The sequence below is a fragment of the Erythrobacter sanguineus genome (genome assembly GCF_900143235.1).
Taxonomy (GTDB): domain Bacteria; phylum Pseudomonadota; class Alphaproteobacteria; order Sphingomonadales; family Sphingomonadaceae; genus Erythrobacter; species Erythrobacter sanguineus.
In genome coordinates, this window is sequence record NZ_FRDF01000016.1 from 44,615 (window position 1) to 66,025 (window position 21,411).

Annotated in this window: 25 protein-coding genes and 1 pseudogene; 15 read left to right on the forward strand and 11 right to left on the reverse strand. The window is 64.8% G+C overall.

The window, feature by feature from the left end:
- Positions 1-15: 15 nt before the first annotated feature.
- The 11 genes from BUA05_RS12880 to BUA05_RS12930 are packed head-to-tail and all read left to right on the forward strand — an operon-like array spanning position 16 to position 8,453.
- Entirely contained in the window at positions 16-1,314 is a 1,299-nt protein-coding gene (locus BUA05_RS12880; protein ID WP_072675428.1) for a hypothetical protein, read from the forward strand.
- 32 nt (positions 1,315-1,346) lie between these two features.
- Positions 1,347-1,949 carry a flagellar basal body-associated FliL family protein gene (locus tag BUA05_RS12885; protein ID WP_072675429.1) on the forward strand — a complete coding sequence of 201 codons (603 nt, stop codon included), beginning with the start codon at positions 1,347-1,349 and terminating at the stop codon, positions 1,947-1,949.
- A complete protein-coding gene (locus BUA05_RS12890) occupies positions 1,946-2,911 on the forward strand; it encodes a FliM/FliN family flagellar motor switch protein (RefSeq protein ID WP_072675430.1) in 966 nt (321 codons plus the stop codon). Before BUA05_RS12885 ends, BUA05_RS12890 begins: the two co-directional genes overlap by 4 nt.
- Positions 2,908-3,246: a FliM/FliN family flagellar motor switch protein gene (locus BUA05_RS12895; protein ID WP_072675431.1), complete on the forward strand. Its 339-nt coding sequence runs from the start codon at positions 2,908-2,910 to the stop codon at positions 3,244-3,246. Before BUA05_RS12890 ends, BUA05_RS12895 begins: the two co-directional genes overlap by 4 nt.
- A 12-nt stretch (positions 3,247-3,258) precedes the next feature.
- Positions 3,259-3,573, forward strand: a complete 315-nt coding sequence (locus BUA05_RS12900; RefSeq protein ID WP_072675432.1) for a flagellar biosynthetic protein FliO — start codon at positions 3,259-3,261, stop codon at positions 3,571-3,573.
- Entirely contained in the window at positions 3,573-4,382 is an 810-nt protein-coding gene (fliP, locus tag BUA05_RS12905) for a flagellar type III secretion system pore protein FliP (protein ID WP_084662693.1), read from the forward strand. Before BUA05_RS12900 ends, fliP begins: the two co-directional genes overlap by 1 nt.
- Positions 4,383-4,392: 10 nt before the next feature.
- Positions 4,393-4,665 (forward strand): flagellar biosynthetic protein FliQ, encoded by a 273-nt coding sequence (locus BUA05_RS12910; RefSeq protein ID WP_036798683.1) that lies wholly within the window; start codon positions 4,393-4,395, stop codon positions 4,663-4,665.
- Positions 4,666-4,669: 4 nt separating this feature from the next.
- Positions 4,670-5,461 carry a flagellar biosynthetic protein FliR gene (locus BUA05_RS12915; RefSeq protein WP_072675433.1) on the forward strand — a complete coding sequence of 264 codons (792 nt, stop codon included), beginning with the start codon at positions 4,670-4,672 and terminating at the stop codon, positions 5,459-5,461.
- 15 nt (positions 5,462-5,476) lie between these two features.
- Positions 5,477-6,613, forward strand: a complete 1,137-nt coding sequence (locus tag BUA05_RS12920) for an EscU/YscU/HrcU family type III secretion system export apparatus switch protein (RefSeq protein WP_072675434.1) — start codon at positions 5,477-5,479, stop codon at positions 6,611-6,613.
- A 30-nt stretch (positions 6,614-6,643) separates the two neighbouring features.
- Complete coding sequence (gene fliD, locus BUA05_RS12925; protein WP_072675435.1) at positions 6,644-8,071, forward strand: flagellar filament capping protein FliD; 1,428 nt, start codon at positions 6,644-6,646, stop codon at positions 8,069-8,071.
- 13 nt (positions 8,072-8,084) lie between these two features.
- On the forward strand, positions 8,085-8,453 hold the full coding sequence (locus BUA05_RS12930; protein ID WP_072675436.1) for a hypothetical protein: 369 nt from the start codon (positions 8,085-8,087) through the stop codon (positions 8,451-8,453).
- A gap of 69 nt (positions 8,454-8,522) precedes the next feature.
- On the opposite strand, the gene BUA05_RS12935 is transcribed toward BUA05_RS12930, so the two are convergent.
- From BUA05_RS12935 to BUA05_RS12945, 3 genes are read right to left on the reverse strand one after another with little or no spacing between them, the layout of a single operon-like run.
- Positions 8,523-9,404 carry an alpha/beta hydrolase gene (locus BUA05_RS12935; protein ID WP_072675437.1) on the reverse strand — a complete coding sequence of 294 codons (882 nt, stop codon included), beginning with the start codon at positions 9,402-9,404 and terminating at the stop codon, positions 8,523-8,525.
- A 56-nt stretch (positions 9,405-9,460) separates the two neighbouring features.
- Positions 9,461-10,957 (reverse strand): lipopolysaccharide biosynthesis protein, encoded by a 1,497-nt coding sequence (locus BUA05_RS12940; RefSeq protein ID WP_072675438.1) that lies wholly within the window; start codon positions 10,955-10,957, stop codon positions 9,461-9,463.
- Positions 10,950-12,047 (reverse strand): GNAT family N-acetyltransferase, encoded by a 1,098-nt coding sequence (locus BUA05_RS12945; protein WP_072675439.1) that lies wholly within the window; start codon positions 12,045-12,047, stop codon positions 10,950-10,952. Before BUA05_RS12945 ends, BUA05_RS12940 begins: the two co-directional genes overlap by 8 nt.
- Before the next feature lie 240 nt (positions 12,048-12,287).
- Between BUA05_RS12945 and BUA05_RS12950 the strand changes: the two genes are divergently transcribed.
- The gene (locus BUA05_RS12950) at positions 12,288-12,797 is read left to right on the forward strand and encodes a flavin reductase family protein (RefSeq protein WP_178139186.1); all 510 of its coding nucleotides are present in this window, start codon (positions 12,288-12,290) and stop codon (positions 12,795-12,797) included.
- On the opposite strand, the gene BUA05_RS12955 is transcribed toward BUA05_RS12950, so the two are convergent.
- The gene (locus BUA05_RS12955; RefSeq protein WP_072675441.1) at positions 12,794-13,906 is read right to left on the reverse strand and encodes an S-(hydroxymethyl)glutathione dehydrogenase/class III alcohol dehydrogenase; all 1,113 of its coding nucleotides are present in this window, start codon (positions 13,904-13,906) and stop codon (positions 12,794-12,796) included. The genes BUA05_RS12950 and BUA05_RS12955 overlap by 4 nt on opposite strands.
- Before the next feature lie 55 nt (positions 13,907-13,961).
- Positions 13,962-14,147, reverse strand: a complete 186-nt coding sequence (locus tag BUA05_RS12960; protein WP_072675442.1) for a C1orf53 family protein — start codon at positions 14,145-14,147, stop codon at positions 13,962-13,964.
- Positions 14,148-14,329: 182 nt separating this feature from the next.
- On the opposite strand from BUA05_RS12960, the gene BUA05_RS12965 reads away from it, so the two are divergent.
- Entirely contained in the window at positions 14,330-16,765 is a 2,436-nt protein-coding gene (locus BUA05_RS12965) for a M1 family metallopeptidase (RefSeq protein WP_086616581.1), read from the forward strand.
- The gene (locus tag BUA05_RS12970; protein ID WP_072675443.1) at positions 16,765-17,268 is read left to right on the forward strand and encodes a DUF6702 family protein; all 504 of its coding nucleotides are present in this window, start codon (positions 16,765-16,767) and stop codon (positions 17,266-17,268) included. The genes BUA05_RS12965 and BUA05_RS12970 overlap by 1 nt, the downstream gene beginning before the upstream one ends.
- Before the next feature lie 51 nt (positions 17,269-17,319).
- Here the strand turns inward: BUA05_RS12970 and BUA05_RS12975 are convergent.
- The 6 genes and pseudogenes from BUA05_RS12975 to BUA05_RS13000 form a co-directional block, all read right to left on the reverse strand.
- Positions 17,320-17,643: pseudogene (locus BUA05_RS12975) on the reverse strand (antibiotic biosynthesis monooxygenase family protein).
- Between the two features lie 18 nt (positions 17,644-17,661).
- Positions 17,662-18,084, reverse strand: a complete 423-nt coding sequence (locus tag BUA05_RS12980) for a PRC-barrel domain-containing protein (RefSeq protein WP_245790199.1) — start codon at positions 18,082-18,084, stop codon at positions 17,662-17,664.
- 371 nt (positions 18,085-18,455) lie between these two features.
- On the reverse strand, positions 18,456-18,698 hold the full coding sequence (locus BUA05_RS12985) for a hypothetical protein (protein WP_072675444.1): 243 nt from the start codon (positions 18,696-18,698) through the stop codon (positions 18,456-18,458).
- 113 nt (positions 18,699-18,811) lie between these two features.
- Positions 18,812-19,411, reverse strand: a complete 600-nt coding sequence (locus BUA05_RS12990) for an exopolysaccharide biosynthesis protein (RefSeq protein ID WP_072675445.1) — start codon at positions 19,409-19,411, stop codon at positions 18,812-18,814.
- 85 nt (positions 19,412-19,496) lie between these two features.
- Positions 19,497-19,946 carry a CHRD domain-containing protein gene (locus tag BUA05_RS12995; RefSeq protein WP_072675446.1) on the reverse strand — a complete coding sequence of 150 codons (450 nt, stop codon included), beginning with the start codon at positions 19,944-19,946 and terminating at the stop codon, positions 19,497-19,499.
- 42 nt (positions 19,947-19,988) lie between these two features.
- Positions 19,989-20,573, reverse strand: a complete 585-nt coding sequence (locus BUA05_RS13000; RefSeq protein WP_072675447.1) for an HPF/RaiA family ribosome-associated protein — start codon at positions 20,571-20,573, stop codon at positions 19,989-19,991.
- Between the two features lie 348 nt (positions 20,574-20,921).
- Between BUA05_RS13000 and BUA05_RS13005 the strand changes: the two genes are divergently transcribed.
- Positions 20,922-21,404 carry a baeRF12 domain-containing protein gene (locus tag BUA05_RS13005; RefSeq protein WP_158093716.1) on the forward strand — a complete coding sequence of 161 codons (483 nt, stop codon included), beginning with the start codon at positions 20,922-20,924 and terminating at the stop codon, positions 21,402-21,404.
- Positions 21,405-21,411 lie beyond the last annotated feature (7 nt).

Here is a 21,411-nt window from a genome sequence, read left to right on the forward strand (position 1 = left end):
CACGAGGACGACCCGATGATTTCCTTCCTGCCTGAACTGCCTGCCGCTGCCGGTTCCGCCCCGATTTTACCGCTGCAACCCGGCGCGGGCGGTAGTGCGCTTGGCGGGCAGGCAAGGCTCGATTTCGCAGGTCTGCTGAATATCGCGCTGCCTGCCGAGGTCGAACTGGCGCGTGAGACAGGCTTGCCCGAGGCGGATTTGGCCACACCTGCGCCTGGCGCTGTGCCGCTGCCCCCGATGATGCCCGATCTTGCGCTGGCTCCCAAACCGCTGCCCGAGGCGTTGCCTCCCGGCACGATCCTGCCGGAAAGCGGCGAGCCCTTGCCGCAGCCCGGCGCGGATGTGCCGCCTGCCGCCATCCCGGCCGTGCCGCAGGACCTATCCGCCGGGGGTCCCGCCATCGCGGATTCGGCCACGGATGCCCCCGGCGCGTTGTCGCGCGATAGTGGCGATCAGATGGACATGTCCGGCCTTGCGGCGGGCATGCTGACGGCCATCCCCGCGCCTGCAACCGCCTTGGCCAAGGCGCTGACACAAGCCCCGCCAACCCCGCCTTCCGGCCTGCCTGCCTCTCTGGCCTCACCCGCGGCGATCCGCCAGCCGGGCGCGCAGCGCATGCCTGCCCAGCTTGCCGAGCCTGTTGCCGAGCCGGTTACAGAGGGCGCGCCGGCCAGCCCGGTTTCCACAGCGCCGCTTTCCGATGCGCCCGAAGCCGCCGGCCAGTCTGCCGCCTCGCCTGCATCCGGCGCGCTGGCGGCGCAGCCTTCCACCCCCGCGCCCGCTCCGGCCCTTTCTGCCGCCGTTCCTGTTGCCGAGCAGCGCACCGAGCAGCGGATCGGGCCGCAGCAGGAAAGCACGATTCTCCAGGTCGGCGAGATCCGCGAGGCGTTGCGGGCTGCACGGCCCGAAATGACCTTGCGCCACGCAGAGTTCGGCCTTGTCTCGCTCCGGATCGAGGCGACTGGCGCGGCGCAGGATTGGCGGGCGGTGCTGGCCAGCCGCGATCCGGCCTTTATCCCCGCGATCCAGACCGCACTGGCAGAGCGCACGGTTGCCGCCTCGTCAGAGACTGCCACGACCGGCAACGGCGCAGGTTCCGGTGCGGGTCAGGCTGGCTCATCCGATCAGCGCTACGGGTTATCCCCGGGGTCAGGGCAAGGTTCGTCTCAACCATACCTGTCGCATTCCGGACAGCGCGACGAGGGGGCCTCGCAGCATCAGCACCAGCAGCAACGTCAGGCCGACGAGGCCGCGTCTGCCGCGGCGCAGGATGCTGAAAGCCCCTGGCATCACGAAGGCGGATTGTTCGCCTGAACGGCGCATCGCCAACAGGGAGTTGATCATTCATGGCCAAAGGCAAGGACAAGGCTGACAAGGACAGCGAAGACGGCGGCAAGCCCGGCAAGAGCGGCATGATCAAGATCATCCTCGGCGCAGTGCTGCTGCTCGGACTGGGCGCGGGCGGGGCTTACGGCGCATTTGCCGCGGGCCTGTTTGGCGCAGCTGGCGGCCCGACAGAGCCGGACGAGCCCAAGCTAGTGCTCAAGGGCGAGGCCGATCCCTACCCGCCGCCGGGCGCTGAAAAGGCCAAGGATGGCGCCGAACCGGTTTATGGCGAGGGCGGCAGCAAGTATCGCACGGCCTATTTCAGCTTCGCGGAAAGTTTCACCTCCAACCTCGCGGATTCGCCCGGCCTGATTCAGGTCGAACTGGCGGTTTCCACCCGGCGTGATGGCCGCGTGCTGCAATGGGTCAGCAACCACGAACTGGCGATCCGTTCCGCGATGCTTGCCCAGCTTGCCGCCACCACCGAGGCCGAGGTCTATGACGTCAAGGGCAAGCAGCGCCTGGCTGCGCGCCTGACCCGTTCAGTCAACGAAGTGCTGGAAGAGAAAGAAGGCTTTGGCGGTATCGACGCGGTGCATTTCCGGGGGTTTCTGGTTCAATGAGGATCTCCCATGAATTCGCCGCTGCTCGGGCCGCCGCGCAGCACTGCCAAGAGCTGACCGCGCACGGCATGGCGCGCGGCCCGCGCCCGGAAGAGCGCGCGGCGCTGCTGTCGGCGTGGCGGCGCGACCTTGCGCGCATCCTTGCCGAAGATCTGTCGCCCCTCCTGTCCGGCGACCGGCTTGAAGTCACCGTGTCCGAGCCCGAGAGCCTGTCCGGCAAGGCTGCGCTGGCCCGCATCGGCCCGATTGCCGCCAACGCATTGCTGCGTGTGGGAGGCTTGGGCGGAGCGAGCGGCGAGACCGCGCTTCTGACCTTCGATTTCGCCACTGCCATCGCGCTGACCGATCGTTCCTTTGGCGGGGATGGCATGCTTACCGCCAGCCCACCCGAACAGCTTCCGCGCTCGGCCGCGCTGCTGGCGGAAGAGATCGCCGCCATCATCGCGCAGGCCATCACCCGCGCCAGCCTTGGTGACGAGGCCCCGCCTGTGGGTGCGATGACAAGCGGCGAAGTGATTATCCGCAGCGAAAGCGCCGCGCGCTTGAAACCCTTTGATCCTGACGCAGGGGCCGTGCTGTTCACGCTCGACATCGCCAACGCGGAGGGCTGCGAATGGCGCTGCCTCCTGGCTGTCGCTGCCGATCGGATGGAGCGTCTGCTACCAGTGCCCGGACGCGCGCAACCGCATTCCGGCAGCCGCACCCTGCGCCCGCCCGCCAGCGCCGCCGCCGCGCCTTTTGCCGCGATCCCGCTGCCGCTTCATGTCGTGCTGGCGGAGGTCGATCTTTCGCTTGTCCGGCTGCAGGCCCTGACACCGGGCGAGTGCATCCCGCTGACGATGGGTCGGCAGGTGCCGCTGATGCTGGGCGACCAGCCGATTGCCCATGGCAGCATCGGCACGCTGGAAGACCGCATGGCCATTCGCCTGACCCGCTTTTCCGCAGAAGGAACCGCATCATGAGTGACTTGCAACCCGCGTCGTTCCATCGTTTCGGCGCGGTCGCCGTGCGCCTGTCGGTCGAACTGGGCCGCACCGAGATGGCCTTGCGCGATGTGCTCCGGCTGAACGAGGGCAGCACTGTGGCGCTTGACCGGCTGACCGACGAATTGCTCGATGTGACCGCCAATGGCCGGGTGATCGCGCGCGGCGAGGTGGTGGCGGAAAAGGGCCGATTTGCCTTACGGATCGTCCATCTGGTGGGCGAGGACGGACAGGACGTGCCGCCTGCCCCCACGGCCGAAGCTCCGCCCGAAGCGCCCGCCGATCCGGCGGTCAGCGCTGTCAATGCCGGTTGACGGGCGGCGGCGATGATCGAATACCTACTGCGCCTTGCGCTGCTGCTGCCGCTGCTGGCGGGGCTGATCTGGGGCAGCCTGTGGCTGACCCGGTACATGCAGACGCGCCTGGCCGGCCAGCCGCGCGCCGGGATGCGTGGCGGCGGGCGGCAGCTGCACCTTGTCGAAACCAGTCTGATCGCGCCCGGAGTGAAGCTTGCGGTGGTGCGTTTCCGCGACCGCGAGATTCTGCTCGGCCTGTCGCGTCACGGGATGGTGCGGCTGAGTGAATTGCAGGTGGACGAAGCGCCTGCGCCTGACACCGCAGCGCCGCCGGAGAGCGAGTGATGCGCGCATCATCGATGATCCGCGCGGGTTTGGTCGGCCTTGCCGCATTAACCATGTTCATGGCGTCGCCCGACTGGGCGCACGCCGCCGCGCCCGCCGCCCAAGCCCCCAACCCCGTGGCGGCGGGCGTCGGCACTGCGATCGAGCGCGCATTGGGCGACAACGGCGCAGGTGATGACAGCCCGTTGAGCATGTCGCTCCAGCTGCTGGTGGTGATGAGTCTGCTCACCATCCTGCCCGCGCTGGTGCTGATGATGACGAGCTTCCTGCGCATTCTGGTGGTGCTGGCGATTTTGCGGCAGGCGCTGGGCCTGCAAGGATCGCCGCCCGGGCAGGTGCTGGCCGGCCTTGCGCTGTTCCTGTCGTTGTTCGTGATGTCACCGACGCTTGAACTGGTGAACGCGCAGGCGATCGCCCCCTATGCCGCCGGAAGCATCGGCGCGGACGCCGCGATCGGGCAGGCGGGCGAGGCCTTCCACGCCTTCATGCTGCGCCAGACACGCGAGGCGAATCTGATGATGTTCACCGATATTGCCGGAGGAGGGTCGTTCCAGACCGGCACCGACGTGCCGTTCTCGATCCTGCTTCCGGCCTTTGTGACCTCCGAACTGGAGACCGCCTTCCAGATCGGCTTCATGATTTTCCTGCCGTTTCTGGTGATCGATCTGGTGGTGGCGAGCGTGCTGATGAGCCTTGGCATGATGATGCTGTCGCCCACGATCATCTCGCTGCCGTTCAAATTGCTCTTGTTCGTGCTGGTCGATGGCTGGGCGTTGCTGATGGGCAGCCTTGCCATGAGTTTTGCCTGAAAGGCGCGTGATGCAGGAAGACGCGCAACTCCTCGCGCTGGCCGACCAGACCTTGTGGGTGACCGCGCTGATCGCCGGGCCGGTGCTGATCGCGGCGCTGGTGGTGGGGCTGGTGGTCGGGATCATCCAGGCGGCCACATCGGTCAACGAACAGACGCTTTCCTTTATCCCCAAACTCGCCGTCACGGCGCTGGTCTTCGTGGTGCTGGGCGGTGCGATGATGGCGTTGCTGGGCGATTTCCTGCGCGAGATCATGGCGCAGGTGGCGCAGATTTCGGCGTGATCCGGTGAACGTCCTCGATCTCGGTTTCGGCAGCCTCGAAGCCCAGCTGTGGCAGATATTCTTCCTGTCGATCCGCTGCGGCGCAGCGCTGATGGCCGCGCCGATGGTGGGCGGGATGGCGGTGCCTGCACCGATCCGCATCCTGCTGAGCATTGTGCTGGGCTTCTTCGTGGCCAGCTGGGTGCCGCTTGCGCCTGCACCGGACATGCTGAGTTTCGCCGCCGTGCTGGCGGTGCTGCACGAGGTGCTGATCGGCACCGCACTGGGGTTTGTCCTGCAAGTTGCCTTTGCCGTGCCGCTGATCGCCGCCGAGCAGATTTCGGGCACGATGGGCCTTGCCATCGCCACGTCGATCGACCCGTCGAGCGGCGCACAATCGGGCGCGCTGGGCACATTCTTCGGCCTCGTGCTCAGCCTGCTGTTCTATATTATCGGCGCGCATCTGCTGTGGTTCGAACTGCTGATCGAAAGCTACCGCCTGCTGCCTGCGGGAGACTTTGCCTTCGCCGCCTGGCGGGCCGAAAGTGTCGTCATGTTCTTCGGACTTGGCCTCGCCACTGCCGCTGCGATTGCGCTGCCGGTGGTGCTGGTGCTGCTGCTGGTGCAGGTGGTGACCGGCATGCTCGCCCGTTCAGCGCCCGCACTGAACCTGTTCGCGCTGGGCCTGCCCGCAGGCGTGCTTGCCGGGATTGCCGCGCTGATCATCGCCGTGCCGGTGATGGTGGAGCAATTCGAAGGCGTGATCGAAGCCGGGTTTGACGAGGCACGCACGCTGGTGGTGGGCGCGCCGCAATGACCGGGCAGACGCGCCATGGCTGAAGAGACTCCCGGCGAAAAGACCTTCGACCCGACGCCCAAGCGCCGCAGCGATGCGGCGAAAAAGGGCGATGTACTGCGTTCAAAGGAGGTGGCGACACTGGCTGCGACCGGCACCGGCGCACTGGTCTTGCTGGGGCTGGGGCCATGGCTGGCTGACAGCATGGCGGCAACCGCGCGGGCAGGCTTCATGTTCGATCGCCGCGCGCTTGATGGCTTTGCCCCGGGTGCAGCGGTCGCCGATGCCGCGCTGGCGATCCTGCCGCCGGTGATGGCGCTGGGGCTGGCGGCGGCACTGGTGACGATTGTCTCGCAACTGCTGCTGGGCGAAGGGCGGTTCAATCCCGGCAACATGGCCTTCAAGGGTTCGCGCATCAATCCGTTGTCGGGGCTGAAGCGGATCTTCGGCTGGCAGGGGCTGATCGAGCTGGGCAAGGGGCTGCTCAAGCTGGCCCTGCTGGGCGGGATCGCGTGGTTCTGGGCCGCGGCGCATCTGCCTGCGCTGCTTGTGCTGGGGCGCAGCCCGCTGGAGGCGCAGCTGGGCCTTGCGATCGGGGCGATCACCGGGTTGGTCGGCGCGCTGCTGGCAGGTCTCGCGGTGATCGCGATGATCGATTATCCGCTGCAACGCTTCCAGCAGAACAAGCGATTGAAGATGAGCCTGCAGGACCTGCGTGACGAGAACAAGCAGGCCGAAGGATCGCCCGAGATGAAATCCGCCCGCCGCCAGCGCCAGCGCGACCTGTCGCGCGGCGGGGTCGCCAAGGCGATGAAGGACGCGCAGTTCGTGATCGTCAACCCGCTGCATTTCGCGGTTGCGCTGACCTATGATCCGGCCATCGCGCCTGCGCCGGTGGTGCTGGCCAAGGGGCGCGGCGAGACCGCGCTCGCCATGCGCGAGCTGGCCGGAGAGGGCGGCCTGCCCGTGCTCGAATATCCGCAGCTTGCCCGCGCGGTCTATTTCACCACTCAGGCAAACCAGATGGTGCGCGAGGAATTATATGTCGCAATCGCCGCGCTGGTCGCTTTCGTGATGGCCCTGAAGCGCGGCCAGCACCCCAGCCGCCCGCTGATCGACGTACCGCCAGAGCTGTGTTTCGACGGCGACGGGAAGGTGGAGGCCCGCGCTTAAGATCCGCCGGTTGCACCCGTTCTGCGAGGCATGGAAAATCCCGGCTCCTCGATCATATCGGCGCTTGGCGCAGGCAGCGGCATCGATTTTATCGCTTTGGCGAATAATATCTCCACCGCCAGCTTCGCGTTTCAGCGCGATACCGTGGAGGCGCGGCGCGAGACGCTGGAGGCGCAGATTTCCGCTGCCGGGCAGTTGCGCAATGCCGTGACGAGCCTTGCCAGCGCGCTGGGTGACCGGATCCGCAATGGCGACCTGGCCCCGCGCGGCGAGCTGGGCAACACCAGTGTGGCGCGGGTCAGCGTGCCTGCGGGACTTTCCCCCCGCGGCACGTTCTCACTTGAAGTCACCAGCCTTGCGCAGGGGCAGACGCTGGTCGGCAATGCCTATGCCAGCCGCGATGATCTGGTGGGCGAAGGCACGCTCAATATCCGTTTCGGCAGCATCGACGGCGCAAGCTTCAGCGCCGACGCGGCGCGCGATCCGCTGGCGATTGACGTCACCGCCGATGATACGCTGGCCACACTGGCGGCGAAGATCACCCGCGAAAGCGGCGGGGGGGTAACCGCCTACGTCGCCGCCGGCGCCACCGGCGCGCAACTGGTGCTGAAGGGCGCGGAAGGGGCGGCCAACGGCTTCGTGATCGAACCAGCAGGGGCGGGCGGCGGCGCGGTGCCGGGCGATCTTGCCTACCTTGGCTGGAGCCCGGCGAGCGATGCAGGCGAGCTGCGCACCGTAGCGGGCGACGCCGAATTCCTGCTCGATACCGTGGCGATGACCAGCGCGACCAACCGCGTCACCGGCCTGCCGGGCGGCTTCACGCTGAACCTCACCGGCACCAATCAGGGTGCGCCCACCAATCTGACTTTTGCCAACAACACCGAAGCGATTTCCGGAGTGATGGGCGATTTCGTCGCGGCGCTGAACGATATCGTCGAGCAGGCGAACCAGCTTGCCTCCCCCTTCGGCGGCGCGCTTGGCAATGATCCGGGCGCGCGCGAATTGCGCCGCGATCTGGCTGCGCTGGCCGGACAGGTGATAATGCCGGGCGCGGCGGCGGGCGAACCGCGCACGCTGGCCGATATCGGGCTGGCGCTGAACCGCGACGGGACGTTCCGGCTCGATACGGCGCGGCTGGGTCAGACGCTTGATGCCAGTCCGGATGCGGTCGCGGCAATGTTCACCACCGGCGCTTCGGGTGTGTTTGCCACGATTGATCGGTTCGCGCGTGAAAACAGCCTTGTCAGCGATCCCGGCTCGCTTGGCGGGTCGGTGCGGCGGTTCGAGGCGCAGCTCGAACGCAGCGATGATCGGCTGGCGCGCATTGCCGAACAGCAGGAGTCCCTGCGTGATCGCCTGACCCGCGATCTGGTCGCCGCCGAACGCCGGGTCGCGGCATCGCAATCAACGCTGACCTTCATTCGCCAGCAGGTGGATATCTGGTCGGCGGATAATTGAGGGAGCAGGGCAGATGCAGATGCTTTCGCGCAACCCCGCCGCCGCCTATCGCCGGGTCGAACTGGACGCCCGGATCGAGGCGTCAAGCGCCGCCGATCTCACCCGGATATGTCTGGAAGAGGCCATCGCCGCGCTCGGTCAGGCGTTGCTGGCGCTTGACCGGATGCCCGGCGAGATCCCGCGCGAGGTGCTGACGCGGGCGCAGACCATTGCCCTGTGGCTGGCGCGCTCGGTCGCGCCGGAACACCCGCTGCGCGAAAGCCTGGTGACTTTCTATGGCGGGCTGGCGGGCCAGATCGGTGCCAATTTCACCCGCGCGCGTCCTGATGAAATCGCCCGCGTGCGCGATGATCTCAAGGATCTGCTGGTTGCAGCCGGGTGAGCGTTTGCCCATGCTCCACGTGGAACCGAAGCCTTGCCACGCAGAACCATTGCAAGAACACAGCTCTCCTCAGCCCAGCATCCCAGCGATGATCCGCGCTGCATCCTGCGGGTCTTCGAACGGGTGGAAATGGGTGCGGTCGGGGCGGTGCAGATCGATGCCCTGCGGCAGGATCGATGCAAGATCAGGCCAGGTCGGCGAGCTTTTGAAGTCGGTGAGGCTGGTCATCTGCGCGCGCACCACCAGCACTGGGATATCGACCTGTTTTGCCGCTTCCAGAATCGCGCCATTGCTGCGGCTTGAGGCATAGACGCTGGCCTCCACCTCTGGCGCGCAGGCGAGTTCCATGCCCTTGCCCGAGGGTGCGGGGACAAGCCCGTAGCGGCAATAATCTGCGAAAACGCGGGGCGCGAACAGGCAATAGGGATCGCGGCTGCGGAACCGTTCCATCATCGCTTCCGGGCTGACGAAATCGCGCTTGCGGCGGATTGCAGGATGCGGGTTGTCGGCGGAAAAGAGCACTTCTGCGGTGGTGTAGTAATCGGGCGCAAGGATCACCGGATCAAACAGCACGAGGCAACTGAAGGCGTGGCGGTGATCGGCGGCGACCTGCAACAGCGTGTGCGCGCCCATCGAATGGCCGATGCCGACCGCGCCTGTAAGGCCCGCCTGGTCGAGAAAGCCCGCGACATCGCTTGCCAGGTCCCGCCAATCATCGATCGGCCCGCCGCCCGATTGCCCGTGCCCGCGCATGTCGATGGCGTAGACGGCATGGGCAGGAAAGTGTTCGATGATGGCGTCGAACACCCGTCCGTGAAACCCGGTCGCATGGGCGAAGACCAGTGGCGGGGCTGGCGGGGCATCGGGCACAGGCGCCCATTCATGCACCGCCAGATCAATGCCATTGACGGCGTAGGTGCGGGTGACGGGTAGGGGACGGTTCGGGTTCATCACCCACCCACAACCGGATCATATCGGGCAAGTCAATCACGCGCTTTTGGCAGGGGTCACTCTGCTGGGAGGGGCTCGCTTTCACCCCGTGTCCGCGCAAAACGGAGCGCTTCGGCCATCCGGTCTGGTGCAATCAGGTGGAGCACAGCGCCATAAAGCGCGACCCCGAGCGGCACCACAATCCCCAGCGCCAGCAGATCAATCACAGGCGGCAGCCAATGCAAGCCCAGCGCTACGCCTGCGGCCATCGCCAGCGCAGCGGCCAGCGGCGGCGCAATCGCCCGCATCAGCGCGCCGATCTGCAACCCCAGCACCCGGCGCGACAGCAGGATGGTCGCCCCCGTCAGCACCGCCATCCCGCCGACCCAGCCCCAGGCAAAACCTGTCACGCCCCATTGCGATCCGATCAGGAAACCGGCGGGCATCACCACGCTGCCCAGCATCGTGATCTTCAGGGCGATACCGGGAAACCCGCGTGCATTGGTGGCGGGCGAAAACAGGATCTGCAGGGTCAGCATAGCCATTGCCATGGCGAGGATGGGCAGCAGGGGGACAATCTCGATCCACTTTTCGCCCAGCAGCACCGGCACCAGCACCGGGGCGACAACCGCCATCCCGGCATAGGCCGGCAGCGCCACCAGCATCACCAGCCGGATGGTGGCGAGCAGTGGCTCTGATCCCATTCCCTGCTGGCCCGTGCCCTGCTGGCGCGAATAGGCGGCATAGGCGACCTCGTTGATCGGCGGCACGAACTTGGAGGCGAGCAATTGCGCAAGGAACAGCCCGGTGGTGTAGACCCCCAGCGTATGGGTATCGAGCACGCGCCCGGCGATCATCACGTCGGCTTGGCTCTGCACGAACCAGAACAGTTGGGTCGCGGTCATCACGCCGCCGAAACCGGCGATGTGGCCAGCCCCGGTAAAGCGGAAGCTGGGGCGGATCGGCGCACGCGCGGCCCAGGTCATGCCGATGGCCTCGGTGACGAGCATCGCCATCGGTGCGGTCACCAGCGTCCATACGCCCCAGCCCGACAGCGCCCCTGTCAGCGCCGTGACCGCTCCGGTCAGCGCGGCGGCAAGGCGTACCTGTGCCGGACGACGGAAATCCATCTTCCGGCTGAGGATCGCGTGCGGCAGGGCGCAGAACGGCACCGCCAGATACAGCAGCGATTGTACCCGCAGCAGATCGGCAACCTCGGGTTGTTCGAACCACAGCGCCACCAGCGGCGCGGCAAGAAACTGTATCAGTGCCAGCCCGAAATTGAGCAGGATCAGCATGCCCAGCGTCTGACGCAGGCGTTCCTCGGTCACCTCCTTTTCGCGGATCAGCGCGCTGGCAAGGCCCCAGCCATTCATGGTGGAAAGCAGCACCAGCATCACCTGCGCCATCGCGAACAGCCCGTAATCCTCGGGCGCGAGCAGGCGGATCACGATCAGCGTCGAACACCACGAGACAATCTGGGTCAGCACCTGGCTGCCCGAACGCCAGATCACCGCCGTGCGCACCTGCGCGGCGAGCGACGGGCCAGCGGAAAGGGGATCGGCCTCAGCCATTGCGGGCAGCGTGCTCCCCGCCCGGGCCGTTGCCCCATAGTCTGGCGAGCACGCGCGAGGCGGTGCGGCTGCGCACGAACAGCAGGTCGGCAAAGTCATAGCCGGGGACCGCACCCATCGCACGTTTATAGCCGCTGTCGCCTGCGCCCATATCCATCATCGACTGGCCATCGGCGATCGCATCTTCCAGTGCCTTGTAATTGACCAGCTTGCCGATGTTGCATTCGGCAAAGTCTTCGACATAGCTGCCAGCGATCCCGTATTGCCATGCGCCGTCATCAAGATCGAAGCTGAAGGCTATGGCACGATCATCGAGCATCAGGATGGTGGCGGCGAGATTTTCGGCGATCACCGGGTCGGCCAGCACGCCTTGCCACAGCCGTTGCTGGTGCGGGCGCATGAATTTCGCCCCGCTGCCGTCGGTGGTGCGCGCGATCCAGCTGGCCGCCTCGATCCGGCCCATGTCTTTGATCACGGCATCGTTCCAGTCGTTTCCGCGCACATGCCGCCAGCGCGGGGTGCCGCGCTCCTCAAGCTTGCGCCATGCCACCCGCAGCCGCCGCGCGGTGGAGGATTTCGGCCAGCCTTCGGCCCGCAGGGCATCGCAGTCGATCAGCCATGCGGTGCCCGCTGGCCGCGAGAGCACCTGCCAGCCTGCCAGCCGCGCGGCTTCGACGAGCAACAGGGTCGAGGGATCATCGCTGCGCGCCGGGCCGAGCCGCCACACCGCGCCCAGACTGCGCGCGGCCGGATGGCCGAGCGCCTGCGCAAGCTCGAAGGTATCGGCATCGTCTGCCAGCAGGATATTGCGCAGCGGCCAGTAGCTGCCCGGCACCTTGCGCGCGCCGAGCATAGCTGTGACCAGCGGCGCAGGGCCGAAGCCGCAAGTGGGAATCGCCGCGACAAGCGCGCCATTGTCGCGGCGCACCAGCAGGGTCTGCCCCTTCTCCGATGCGCTGGCGCGAAACCACGCGGCACGCAGGAAATGGTGGCCCGACAGGCTGCTCTGGGCGAGCCTGTCCACCTCGGGCGGGAAGCCCGCGTGGGTTTCCAGCGTCAGCGGGGCAGCTGCGATCTTGGTTTCAAACATCAGTCACCTGCTGTGCCGCTCGGTTGGAGTGGCGCCTTGTCTCCCCCCTAGTGCAGCGGCGTAACCACCCGGTTAACCAAGCACCGATTTCGCGGTGTGTCTGCGCTTGCCCGGAACCTCCGGCCCTACGATTGATTGACAAGCTGCCGATGCTCGGGGCAACGCAGCCGCGCCCGATCCCGCCTGTTGCCCCGCCCGCCCTTCATGCCCTTGCCGGAGACCCCCTTGCCTGCCCCCCCATTGCCTGATCACTCTCCGACCGCACCGGCTGCGTTTCGCCAGCTTATGGGCCAGTTTGCGACCGGGGTTGCAGTGGTTTCGGTGGTGCCGGGGGATGGCGACCCACAGGCCGGCGGAATCGCGGCGATGACGATCAATTCGCTCGTCTCGGTTTCGCTCGATCCGATGCTGGTGTGCTGGAATCTGCAGAATTCATCGAGCCAGTTCGGTGCCTATGCGCAGGCTGAACGGTTCGCGGTCAGCATTCTGGCGGAAGGTCAGCAGACGCTGGCCCGGCGCTATGCCGCGCGCGGCAGCAACGCGCTGATCCCTGATGATTTCGAAACCGGGCCGCATGGCCTGCCCGTGATTGCGGGCGCAATCGGCCATCTCGCCTGCCGCCGCTGGGCGGTGCACGAAGCGGGCGATCACACGCTGATCCTCGGACAGGTCGAGGGGATGGCGCACCCCGAATCCGGCGTTCGCCCGCTGGTGTTCTTCGGTGGACGGTTCGAGGAACTCGCGCCCTAGAACACCACCACGCTGCGGATCGATTTGCCTGCATGCATCAGATCAAATGCGGTGTTGATCTCCTCCAGCCCCATGACATGGGTGATCATCGGATCGATCTGGATCTTGCCGGTCATGTACATATCGACGATCTTGGGCACGTCGGTGCGGCCCTTGGCGCCGCCGAAGGCTGTGCCGCGCCAGTTGCGCCCCGTTACGAGCTGGAAGGGGCGGGTGGCGATTTCCTTGCCCGCTTCGGCCACGCCAATGATGATGCTGGTGCCCCAGCCGCGGTGGCAGGCTTCCAAAGCGGTGCGCATGACCTCGGTGTTGCCGGTGGCATCGAAGGTGTAATCCGCGCCGCCATCGGTCATCGCGACGATTTGGGCGACGGTTTCCTCGCGGCTCAAACCTGATGAATTGAGGAAGTGGGTCATGCCGAATTTTTTGCCCCATTCCTCGCGGTCTGCGTTGATGTCGACCCCGATGATGAGGTTTGCGCCTGCCAGCCGCGCGCCCTGAATGACGTTGAGGCCAATCCCGCCAAGGCCGAACACCACGACATTGTCACCCACCTGCACCTTGGCCGTATTGGTCACAGCGCCGACCCCGGTGGTCACCCCGCAGCCGATGTAGCAGGCGGACTGGAACGGCGCGTCCTCGCGGATCTTCGCCACCGCGATTTCGGGCAGCACGGTGAAATTGCTGAAGGTGGAACAGCCCATGTAGTGATAGATCGGCTGGCCTTTGTAGGAAAAGCGCGTGGTGCCATCGGGCATCAGCCCCTTGCCTTGGGTGGCGCGGATCGCCGTGCACAGGTTGGTCTTGCCCGAAAGGCACGACTTACACTGGCGGCATTCCGGGATGTAGAGCGGGATCACGTGATCGCCGGGTTTGACGCTGGTGACGCCCGCGCCCACCTCGCGCACGATCCCTGCGCCTTCATGGCCTAGAACGCCGGGGAAGATCCCTTCGCTGTCGTACCCGTCGAGCGTGTAGGCATCGGTGTGGCAGATGCCGGTCGCCATGATTTCCACCAGCACTTCGCCCGCCTTCGGCCCTTCGAGATCGAGTTCGACGATTTCGAGCGGTTTTTTCGCTTCAAAGGCAACGGCAGCGCGGGTTTTCATCAGCGGGTTCTCCTTGAAACGCGCCTATTCCCGTCCCTGCGGCGCTTGGCAAGTATCAGCGGCGAGCAGGCACGGCCTCGTGATCATAGGGACAATGGCGGCAGGCCGATCCGCAGCATTTGCCGCGCTTCAGATGCGCCACCCGCGTGAACACGGTGTAGCCCGTTTCGGGATCGCGATAGGTCGTCTCCCCGCGCGTGCAGGCGGCTTGGTGCAGGGCGTGCCACATGGGTTCGGTCATCGTGCAGGGCGATAGAGCGATTGATCGCCAGCGCCAAGAGCGTGACTTCGATGCCGCATGTTATATGATATCCCGCATTGCGCTGGGCGCCGGATTGGATAGTCACTTGCGCAAGCCACGCTTTTGCGCTGTGTCGTGGGGCCAGCGATCTGTCACATTCTCGGAGACCGCCGTTGCGTTTCGTGCTTTTTCTCGCCGCCCTGCTGTTCGCCATCCCCGCCCCGACCGCGGTTCATGCACAGGGCGTGCAGCAGACCAAGGGCAGTTTCGAAGACAAGTTTCGCCAGCTCGATGAAGTGCTGCCCGATCCCAATGTCTATCGCACCGCTGGCGGCGCACCGGGGCATCAGTACTGGCAGCAGCAGGTCGATTACCGGATCGCCGCCGAACTCGATGAACCGCGCCGCCGCATGACCGCGCGGGCGACGATCCGCTACACCAACAATTCGCCCGACACCTTGCCGTGGCTGTGGATGCAGCTTGATCAGAACATCTTCCGCAAGGATTCAATGGCCGAACTCACCGATGCCTTCGGCGGCCCCGGGCGGCGCGGGCCGAAGGTCAGCCTTGGTTCGGCGAGCGAGCCGACCAGGCTTTCAATGGACGAATTGCGCCGCCAGCAGGCAATGGCGGATAATTCCTACGGGTACGACATCAATGCGGTGCGCACCATGGACGGGGTGGATCTGGCGCACACCATCGTCGGCACGCTGATGCGGATCGATCTGCCGGCACCGCTGGCCTCGGGCGAAAGCATCGAATTTACGATCGAATGGGCGTTCAACATCGTCGAGGAAGACGCTGTGGTGGCGCGTTCTGGCTATGAACATTTCCCCGATGATCCGCGCAAGGGCGGCAATGACATTTTTCTGCTGGCCCAGTGGTTCCCGCGCATGGTGGTCTATTCGGACTACGAAGGCTGGCACAACAAGGAGTTTCTGGGGCGCGGCGAATTCACGCTGGAATTTGGCGATTACGAAGTCGAAATGACCGTGCCCGACGATCACATCGTCGCTTCCACCGGGGTGCTCCAGAACCCCGATGCGGTGCTCACCGCAGCGCAGCGCCAACGGCTGGAAACCGCCAGGAACGCCGATGCGCCGATGTTTATCGTCACCCCGCAGGAAGCCGCCGCCGCCGAAGCGGGCAACCCGCGCGGCAAGAAGACGTGGAAGTTCTCCGCCCGGAACGTGCGCGATTTCGCCTGGGCCTCCAGCCGCAAGTTCATGTGGGATGCGCAAGGCCACAAGCAGCCGGGTGCAGAGCACGAAACCGTGCTGGCGATGAGCTTCTGGCCCAAGGAAGGCGGCGAGTTGTGGCGCAAATATTCGACCGCGGCCGTGGTCCACACCATGAAGGTCTATTCGCGTTTCAGCTTTGATTATCCCTATCCTACCGCGCAGAGCATCAACGGGCCGGTCGGCGGGATGGAATACCCGATGATCACCTTCAACGGCCCGCGCACCACGCTCAACAAGGATGGGACCCGCACCCATTCGCTGGCGGAGAAGGTGTTCCTCGTTGGCGTGGTGATCCACGAAATCGGCCACATCTATTTCCCGATGACAGTCAATTCGGATGAACGCCAATGGACGTGGATGGACGAAGGCCTCAACTCCTTCCTTGATTCGGTCGCCGGGTATGAGTGGGACCCGGACATGCCCTGGACCCGCAGCCTGCCGCGCGACATGGTCAGCTATATGGTGTCGAGCCAGCAGGAACCGATCATGACCCAGTCGGATTCGGTCACCAACCTCGGTGCCAATGCCTATGGCAAACCGTCGGCGGCCTATCATATCCTGCGCGACACGGTGATCGGGCGCGAGCGGTTTGATTTCGCGCTTAAGGAATATGCCCGCCGCTGGAAGTTCAAGCGGCCCACGCCGGCCGATTTCTTCCGCACCATCGAGGAAGCGAGCGGCACCGATCTCGACTGGTTCTGGCGCGGCTGGTTCTACACCACCGATCATGTCGATATTTCGCTGGATTCGATCCACCGGCTGAGGATCGACACTGAGGACCCCGATATTGATCTGCCCCGCCGCCGCCGTGAGCGCGATGACGAACCGGATGCGGTCGGCATCGGCCTCAACCGGGATCAGGGACTGCCGATCTGGGTGCTGGAAAACCGCAATGTGCGCGATTTTTATGACAGCAATGACGAATTCACCGTCACCCCCAAGGACCGCAAGAAATATACCGGCTTTCTCGAAGGGCTGGACCCGTGGGAACGCAAGGTGTTCGACCGCGCGGTCAAGGAGGATGCAAATTACTACGTCCTCAACTTCTCCAACAAGGGCGGGCTTGTCATGCCGATCATCCTTGGCCTCACCTTCAAGGACGGCAAGACCGAGAAGATGAACATCCCGGCGGAAATCTGGCGCCGCAATTCGCGTGAGGTGGCCAAGCTGCTGGTGTTCCCCAAGGGCAAGGAACTGGTACAGGTGGTGGTCGATCCCGATTGGGAAACCGCCGATGCCGACATCGAGAACAACCACTATCCGCGCCGCATCATCCCCAGCCGGATCGAGGCATTCAAATCCGAAAGCAGCAAGGCGCGCGTCAGGCGTGACCTGATGGGTGAGGCAGCCGGCGCCGAGCCTGACGGGCGCAAGTGATGCTGCGGTCGCTCGTGCTGCTCGCCGCATTGGTGCTGGCCCCGCCGGGGGCTGCGCCGCTGCTCGCGCACCAGCAGAAGATCGCGATCAGCACTGTATCGGTGAACCCGCGCACCGAACGGATCGAGGTGGTGCATCAGGTGCCGGTGCACGATGCCGAACATGCGCTGCGCGCGCAGGGGATCAAGAGCGCGGACATCGTCGGCAGCGCCGACAGCCGCGAAGCCTTTGCCCGCTATGTCGCGCGCCGGTTCCTGTTCGAGGTGGACGGCGAGGCGGTCAGCCTCGACTATGTCGGCAGCGAAATTTCGGGCGGCAGCCTGATGGTCTATCAGGAAGCCCCCGCACCGCGCGCCGATGCCATGGCACGCGTCAATTCGCAGATCCTCACCGATGTCTGGGCGCGGCAGGAAAACCGCGTCAATCTTGGCAGCGGCACGAATGTGACCACCTTCATCTTCACCGCCGGGGAACCGCCGCGCGAAGTGGTGCTTGCACGCTGAGCCGCCGCGCCGGGCCTGTCGCAGGGATCGCCGGGCCAGCGAGGCCGGCTGTCATTCCGGCACGGGTAACAGCAGGTCATCGGTCACTTCCATCAGCAGAAACGGCTCCTCGGCCGAATCCTCAAGCGCCTCCAGAAATGCCTCGCGCACGGCCTCGTCATCATAGGCCATCGCGGCGTCATAGGCGCGCTGCCAGGTCTCGCGGTCAGGCCATTCGGCAATCCCGATGAACCGCCCGTCCTGATCGCGATGCAGCCGCGACCCGAGCGATCCGTAACGCTCGCGGATCAACCTCGTGCCTTCGCGCCACGCCTGACGAAACCGGGCGTGGTAGCCGGGCCTGACCTTCCACTAATATGCCGCGACAAAAGTCATCGCATCATGGCCGCGCGATCAATAGGGCACGCCCCAATAGCCATAAAGCGTCCTTGCATAGGCGCTGTCCCATGCCGGCGCTGTCCCGCCTTCGATGAAGGGGCTGTTGCGGAACACATCATCCTCTGCCGCAACCACATAGCCTTCCTGCTCGCTGTCATATTCGAGCGCATCCCGCGGCAATGGCCGCAATTCCTCGCCCAGACCAAGAAAGCCGCCAAAGCTCATCAGGGCATATTCGACCTGGCCCGAACGCTTATTGACCATGAAGTGGTCGATCTTGCCGATCCGGTCGCCGTTCGGCCGGAACACCTTGGTGCCCTCGACACGGTCGGAGGCGATCAGTTCATGGTCCGGATCATTGATCGGCCCTGTCCCGTGCTCCTGCGGATTCCGGGCGTCAGGGCTGACGCTGTGGTGCTTGTCTGACGGATTCATCATGATGGCCTCCTATGTCAGTGATTGCGAATGCAGTTCGGAAGGTTCGGCAACCCTCGCAAAGCACCCGCCGGTATCGGGCCGAGATCCCTCCCGGCCATCGTTTCGGCAGCGCGCCGAAGCGGGGTGTCGGGACTGATGGTGCAGACGTTGGTACTTATACCAATGCGCGATGAGCTTGACTCATCGTGCCTTGGTTAAGCCCGTGCGGCGCCTGAGCATTTCCAGCGCGTGATGCGTCAGCATCTTGGCGCGCTGGTATTACGCATTCTTGAACATGCATTTTCTTCTCCCTTCGCCGGTTCCTGCATGGTCAACTGGAACGGCGGAAGCGGACGGCGCGCTCCATGATGGCGCAATCGGTGCGCATCCGGTCAGTATCCGCCGGGCGGATCGCTGGCCGGGAAGCTCTGGTCGCTGTCCTCGTCAACTTCAGTCCATTCGCGCTTCGGCTGATCGCGCATGGCCCGGGGGCCGGCATCGCGCACATCGGTGTGGCTCTTGTGCGGCTGATCGGGCGCAAAGGCAGCGTTTGATGAGCTCTTGTTGCGGGTAAGGAAATGATATCCCAGATAGCCAGCAGCACCGGCCAGCAATAATTTCGGAGTGAAGGACATGAAATTCTCCTGAAAACATAAGAATGATAAAGCATCATCTTCAAGATTTTGTTCAAGGCGGGCGGCTACAATGTTTGAGTTTCAGATGGTTCGGCATAAAACGACTTTGTCCTCTATAATATCTGGGCAAGACCAAAACAGGCGGCAGCAGCGATCAGGGCGAAGGACAGCAGCACCAGCAATCCATCGCGAGCGACCAGTCCCAAGGCCAGAATGGTGATGATCGACGAAGGTATTGTCGCCCCGAACGGGACCACCTCCAGCGGGGGGAGGGCCAATGCGAGCACCCCGCACAAGGCCGCGATCAGCCGGGCGAACGGGCCTTGGGTAAGGCGGGTCAGCCGCGGCCGGAAAACCTTGCTCAGCAGTTTCAGCACGCTTCGCAGCGGCTTCACGACCTGACCAAGGCGTTCCGCCTTCACGCTGCGCCGTGCAAGCAGACCCGGTACCCACAGCGTATCGCGGCCCACCGCCATTTCGGCGGCAATGGTGACGATCCCGATGCTCATGATCGTCGGGCCACCGGGAATATCGCCTAGCGGGCTCAGCGCCATCAAGCCCAGCAGCAGCAATGCCGGACCAAATGCCTCGCGCCCAAGCGCATCGATGATCTGCGTGACCTGCAGGCGATCGGCGCTTTCGCCAAGGTCTTCCAGACGATCGAGAAAAGTGGCGATCCGGGTAAGTTCCCCGCCATTGCCGTCGCGCGTCATCGCCGCTTGCACCCCATTTTCGCACCACCGGGCGTGTGCGGAACCACACCCGCACCGGAACGGTCGAGGCCGGACGGTGGGCGGCTCAATCGCGCAATTGTCCACGGATCGCGCCATCGGGATACCGGGCTGTATGGGCGTTGACGTAGAACAGTTCGGGATTGTTCTCGATCCGGTCGCCGGTCCATTCCAGGGCGTCGGAGCAGCCCTTGTAGCCCCCTTCGTTCGCGCGCTTCAGCGTGAACACCGGCGGGCCGTTGGTGCCCTGCGCGCCGCGGTGAATATGGGCTGCGGTGATCGGGACGATATTGGCGACATTGTTGAGATCCCAGCAGATCTGGTCGAGCTCGTCGGAAACGGTGATTTCCGCTCTGGCCGCGCCGTCCGGATCGCCGCCGCCGATGACCTGGCGCCCGGTCAATGTGGCGTAGTAGGTCTTTGCAGTCTCCTCCGCGATGCCTTCCTCCAGTGTCGCGCAGGCGGACAGCGCGATGGCGCCGGTCAGGACTGCGGCCAGAAGTGATCGCTTCTTCATGATCTGCTCCTTTTTTGCGACCGGGGTTTGCGAACGGGGTCTTCAGCGCGAACGGGCGCCCGGATCATATTCCATCGCCCCGATCGGGCGGACCGTGCTGGCCTGCGGCCCGATCTCGCTTTCGCCCGTCTGCACGACCAGTTCGACGGGATCACGCCGCCTAAGGTCATCGAAATTCCCGTCGACGACACTGTTGCGATGAAAATAGATCAGGCGGTGGTCGGTCGCGATGATCTGGCCGAATCCCCGGTTGAAATCGATTTCGGCGATTGTGCCTTGCAGCGGTCCGCTGTGATGCTTGACCTCGCCGCGATGGCGTTCCTTCCATCGTTCGAGCTTGCGCGTCATCGCGCTGAACGCATCGCGCACGGCAACCCGCGGATGTTCGTGTTCGGGCGCGTCATTCTGTGTGCGCACGACCAGTTCATCACCGGGCACGCGCACCTCGATGGTCACCTCGTGGCGATTGCCGCTGCGCTGGCTCTGATGGGGCGCGCGGACATAGACATGGCAACTGGTTATCCCGCCATAGAATTGTTCAAGATGATCGATCTTCTCGCGGATCAGGGCGTCGATTTCCTCAGACGGCTCCATGTCCGTGAAAGCGATTTCGGCGGGCGTTTCCATCCAGCAGGCTCCCAGACCTATCATTCATCCTGGTGACGGCCGCGGGTGAAACCCGGACGGCTCGCGTCTTTGGGGCAGGCATGGAGGCAGGCATCTGGACAGTGCGGTCTGATTGGCAACTGCCCGGTCATGTGTCCGCTCATGCGGCCCATGACGCAAATCATGCACCGGGGGGCGGAGCGCGCGCATTAACAAAAATCAATTCGGTCGGCGCGCAGCATGATATTGGTCACGGAGAGCCGCGGATTTGCGGGGCTGGGTCGCTGCCGTTGGTCAATGTCGGCGCCCCATGCCGGAAGCATGCGGTTTCCGGCCATCCGGCACCATCGGGAACCGCTATCGGGAGAGGTGAACATCGTGGAAATCGAACATGATACTTGGGTGGTTGTCGCCGACGGAGAAAAATTCCTGCTGCTGCGGAATGATGGCGATGCCAAATATATCAACCTTCAGGTGGTCGAGGAGGAGAACAGCCCCAATGCGCCCGCGCGCGAACTGGCGACTGACCGTGCGGGCCGACGGTTCGATTCCACCCGGCCGGGCCGCAACGGGGTTGTAGCCTCGGGCAAGAGCGGTCTTGAAGAGACCGACTGGCACCGGGTTGCCGAAACGCGCTTTGCCGAGCATCTGGCGGAATTGCTCAACCAATGGGCCGGGCAGAAGCGATTCCGCAAGCTGGTCGTCATTGCCGATCCGCGCACGCTGGGCGCGCTGCGCCCGGCCTATGGTTTCGATCTTGAACCGCTGATCCAGACGGAAATCGCCAAGGACCTGACCAACCTTCCGCTTGACCAGATCGAAGCCTCGATCAGCGCTTTTTCGGATGATTGACCGCAAC